The sequence below is a fragment of the Halorubrum sp. AJ67 genome (assembly GCF_000513435.1).
The window spans coordinates 33,980-38,567 of sequence record NZ_CBVY010000011.1; the positions used below are offsets into that span (position 1 = coordinate 33,980).

Below are 4,588 nucleotides of genomic sequence, written 5' to 3' on the forward strand. Positions count from 1 at the left end.
CGCCGACGTGATCGACGACCGCGAGGGGACGCTCTCGCGGGCGGCCCGTCTGGGCGTGAACCGCGTCGAGATCCGATCGGAGCCGGGAGTCGTCGCGGTCCGATACCTGCCGTAGTGCCGGCGGCCGGAGCGGCGTCCTCGCCGGCGGCCCACCAGATAAGAAGGCTTATTCGCGCCCGCAGAGGAAGCGGTATTTATGGTATCGATCGAGGTGCCGGAGGTCGACTACACCGACTACTCGAACCGGCAGCTTGCGGCGGTGCCGCTCGCGTTTCTGGTCCTCGCGTTGGCGATCATCGGCGGGTGGTTCGTCGTCACCGGAGCCCCGGCGAACCTCGGGCTGGAGTTCACCGGCGGCGTCGAGCTACGGATCGCGGACGACGGGGACGATGTCGAACAGCAGATTCAGACGGCGTTCGACCGGGAGCCGGACTCGATCCGCACGATCCCGGGCGACGACGTCGTGGTCGTCACGTTCCAAGCGTCCGAGGACGATCCCGAGGGGCTCGCGAACGACTTGGAAGACCAAGCGAGCGCGGCCGGGCTGACGACGACCGCGGTCGATCAGGTGTCGCCGAGCTTCGCGAGCGACACCGCGCGGACCGCCCTCTTCGGCGTGGCCCTCGCCTTCCTCGGGATGAGCGTACTCGTGTTCGCGCTGTTCCGGACGTTCGTCCCCTCGCTCGCGGTCGTCGCGTCCGCGTTCTCCGATCTCGTGATCCCGGTCGCGGCGATGAACCTGCTCGGGATACAGATGACGCTAGGAACGATCGCGGCGCTTTTGATGATCATCGGGTACAGCGTCGACTCGGACATCCTGTTGAACGACTCAGTGCTGCGCCGAACCGGTGCGTTCTACGAGTCGGTGAGCCGCGCGATGCGGACCGGGGTGACGATGACGCTCACCTCCATCGCGGCGATGGTCGTGATGGCGGTGGTCGCCTCGGTGTTCGGCATCGGTCTCCTCCGTGACATCGGGATCATCCTCTCGGTCGGGCTGTGTGCGGACCTGATGAACACGTATCTGATGAACGTCTCACTGCTTCGCTGGCACAAGTTCGAGGGGGTCGAAACGCTAATGTTGGAACCGATCGAAGGAGAACTGGCGGATCCTGTTGCTCGTCGTCGTCGTGATCGGTGCCACGGTGGCGCTGTTCGCGCCCGGATTCGGGCCGGAGCCGGCCCCCGGCGAAGACGCGAGCGAGGCCCGAGAGGGGATCACGAACCTCCAGTACGGGCTGGACCTCGCGGGCGGGACGCGGATCCGCGCGCCGCTGTCGGGATACACCGCGACCGACGTCGCGTTCGGGGGTGACAGCCCGGCGACTGTCGCGGAGGCGGTGGCGGCCGAACTCGACAACGCCTCGGCGCGGAACGTCGGGGCCGTTCCGGGCGAGCGGGCAGTGGAGGTCACGGAGCCGTCCGTCACCGAAGACCAGTTCAGGCGGGCGATGGACGCCAGCGGCTACGAGTACGCCGACGTTCGCTCGGGCGTCACGCAGGAGACGCGCGACGAGACGATGAACGTCATCCAAGGGAAGATCAACGAGGCGGGACTCTCGGGCGGCAGCGTCCAACAGGTCCAGTCGATCACCGGCGAGTACTTCATCCTCGTCGAAGTCCCGGGAGAGGGACGACAGGACGTGGTCGACCTCCTCGAAGAGCGCGGGACCGTCCGGATCGACATCGCGTACGCCGACGGCAACGAGACCGCCGTCGACGAGGGAGTGTTGGTCCAGGAGAACTTCGACGAGATCGGGACCGCCACGCAGAGCGACCAGGGTACGGGGTCGTACGTCCCCGTCACGGTCCGCAGCACCGACGAGAGCGGTCAGTCCCCGGCCAACAACTTCCAGGACGCCGTAGTTGAGCGCGGCTTCCCGGACGCGTACAACACCCGGGCCGACCGGTGTGAGTACGTCAACGGGTCGCTCACCGGCGAGCGGAACCCCTGCCTGCTGCTCGTCGTCAACGACGAGGTCGTCAACTCCTTTGGGATGGACTCGGGGCTCGCGGACAGCATGGGTGCCGGATCGTGGGCGGAGACCGGTCGGTTCCGGCTCACGACCGGCGAGTTCAGCGAGGCCCAGACCATCTCGCTGAACCTCCGCGCCGGCGCGCTCCCGGCCGACCTCGACATCAGCGGCGAGGGGACCTCCTCGTCCATCTCGGCCTCGCAGGGGGAGAACTTCCGGACGTACTCGCTCGTCATCGGGATCCTCTCGGTGTTCGCCGTCGCGGGGATGGTGTTCCTCCGCTACCGCGAGCCCCGCGTCGCCCTACCGATGATCGTCACGGCGCTGGCCGAGGTGTACGCGTTGCTCGGATTCGCCGCGCTGCTCGGATACCCGCTCGAACTCGCGGTGATCGCGGGCTTCATCGCGGTCGTCGGGACCGGCGTCGACGACCTCGTCATCATCGCCGACCAAGTGATGAGCGAGGGCGACGTGAGCTCCCGAACGGTGTTCGACTCGCGGTTCCGGCAGGCCTTCTGGGTCATCGGCGCGGCCGCGGCCACGACGATCATCGCGATGTCGCCGCTGATGGTGCTCTCGCTCGGCGACCTCTCCGGGTTCGCCATCTTCACTATCCTCGGCGTGCTGGTCGGCGTGCTGGTCACCCGCCCCGCGTACGGTGACATCCTCCGCCGCCTGCTGACGGTCAGGTAGTCGGCGACCGGAGCGGGTCGGTCCCGCTTCGAACGCCTCCGCCGTCCTTTTTCTCGGGTCGCTTCTCCCGCCGTCCTCCTTCCTTCCGTTCCCCTTCTCCCGCCGCGACGAGGGGTGCCGCGCCCGTCGTCCGCGTCGCTTCTCCGAGTCGTAGTGACGATCGATCAGTTTTGTCGCGTATAGCGGCGCGAGTCCCGCGTTCGTTGTCCGGACCGGGCGAAAAACGGCGTCCCTCACGCGCCGGACGCCCACCCGACAAACTATTAATTTAGACCGGTCAAAAAAGTCCATGCCCACCGACGCCGTCGAAGACTATCTCAAGGCGATCCACCGGATCGAATCGCGGAGCGGACCCCCCGTTTCGACCTCGCAGATCGCGGAGGCGCTCGACAAGACGCCCGCGACCGTGACGAGCATGGTGGAGACGCTCGCCGACCGCGGGCTGCTCTCCCGCGAGAAGTACACGGGGGTCGAACTCACGCCCGCAGGCGAGGTCGCCGCGCTGGAGGTCGTGCGCCGGCACCGGCTCATCGAGGCGTTCCTCGCCGAGCAGTTGGACTACGAACCGACGGAGGTCCACGACGAGGCCGACGCGCTCGAACACCACGTCAGCGAGGAGTTCACGCGGCGGGTCGAACGCCTCCTCGATTATCCCGCCGCCGACCCCCACGGGGACCCGATCCCCCCGGCGGACCTGTCGACGCCGGAAGACGCCGGGACGACGCTCGTCGCGGCGCTGGAGCCGGACGAGCGGGGAACGGTCGTCCGGGTGAGCGACCGCGACCCCGACGTGTTGGAGTTCCTCGTCGACGCGGGGATCACGCCCGGAACGACCGTCGAGGTCGTCGAGGTCACGTCGTTCGGGCTGGTCACGGTCCGGACCGACGACGGGGACGAACACGGCCTGCCGGAGGCGGTCGCGGACCGCGTGTACGTCCGCCGCGCCGCGGACTCGGCGGCCGCGACCGACAGACAGGAGGCGGGTGACGCATGACCGGCTACGTCGAGATCGTCGCGATCGCGTTCGCCACCCAGCTCGCGGTGCTCCCGGGCGAGAAGGTCCAGTTGATGATCGCCGGGCTCTCGACGAAGTACGACCCCAAGATCGTCGTCGCCGCCGCGGGATCGGCGTTCGCCGGCTGGACCGCGGTCGAGATCGCGTTCGGACAGGCGATCCAGTCGGCGCTGCCGCCGATCGCGTTGGACGTGGTGACCGCGGTGCTGTTCTTCGTCTTCGCGATCCTGCTGTACCGCTCCGCCCCGTCGCCGAAGACGAGCGCCGAAGCGGAGCGTACCGACGGCGGGCTGGCGGCGTTCGACGACCTCTCCCTACCCGGTCGGCTCGACCGGTACTCCGGGTCGCTCGGCGGCTTCCTACCCATCTTCGTGCTCACCGCGACCGGGGAGTTCGGCGACAAGACGCAGCTGGTCACCATCGGCTTGGCGGTCCAGTACGGCGCAACCTCCGCGATCTGGTTCGGAGAGATGCTCGCCATCATTCCGGTGAGCCTCGCGAACGCGTACTTCTTCCACCGGTTCGCCGGCAGCGTCGACATGCGGCTCGCGCACTTCGCGTCCGCGCTGCTTTTCGCCTTCTTCGGCGCGGACACCGTGCTGGCGATCGCGACCGGCTTCTCGGTGTGGGAGACGTTCGTCGGCGCGTTCGGCGGTCTCATTGGCGGGCTGTTCTGACTGGGCCGCCGTCGCTCGCGCCCCGTTGTCGCTCCCGTCAGAATTCGTCTAACGCCGACTGCTCTGCGGCCGCCAGCGCGTCCTCGCAGGTGGCCCACGACTCGCGCGCGCAGTCCGGCAGCGTTCCGTGGTCGCCGACGTACGCGGCGATGAACGAGCGGGTGGCCGGGTCGCTCGGGTAGCCGCTCCCGACGTCGTCGTAGTCGGGGTACGTGGCGTCGACGGCC

Annotated in this window: 3 protein-coding genes and 3 pseudogenes; 5 read left to right on the top strand and 1 reads right to left on the bottom strand. The window is 68.3% G+C overall.

Annotation, left to right across the window (positions count from 1 at the left end; translation table 11 throughout):
* The 5 genes and pseudogenes from BN903_RS18110 to BN903_RS10170 all read left to right on the top strand — a co-directional run.
* A partial coding sequence (locus tag BN903_RS18110) for a DUF5812 family protein (RefSeq protein WP_228841083.1) occupies positions 1-115 on the top strand: 115 nt, incomplete at its 5' end.
* An 81-nt stretch (positions 116-196) separates the two neighbouring features.
* Positions 197-1,069: pseudogene (secF, locus tag BN903_RS10155) on the top strand (protein translocase subunit SecF); the annotation flags it as partial.
* 9 nt (positions 1,070-1,078) lie between these two features.
* A pseudogene (locus tag BN903_RS10160) lies at positions 1,079-2,669 on the top strand (preprotein translocase subunit SecD).
* Between the two features lie 289 nt (positions 2,670-2,958).
* Complete coding sequence (locus BN903_RS10165; RefSeq protein ID WP_048077624.1) at positions 2,959-3,663, top strand: metal-dependent transcriptional regulator; 705 nt, start codon at positions 2,959-2,961, stop codon at positions 3,661-3,663.
* Positions 3,660-4,361 (top strand): TMEM165/GDT1 family protein, encoded by a 702-nt coding sequence (locus tag BN903_RS10170; RefSeq protein WP_048077625.1) that lies wholly within the window; start codon positions 3,660-3,662, stop codon positions 4,359-4,361. Before BN903_RS10165 ends, BN903_RS10170 begins: the two co-directional genes overlap by 4 nt.
* 37 nt (positions 4,362-4,398) lie before the next feature.
* Here BN903_RS10170 and rnhB read toward each other — a convergent pair.
* Positions 4,399-4,588, bottom strand: a pseudogene (rnhB, locus tag BN903_RS10175) (ribonuclease HII); the annotation flags it as partial.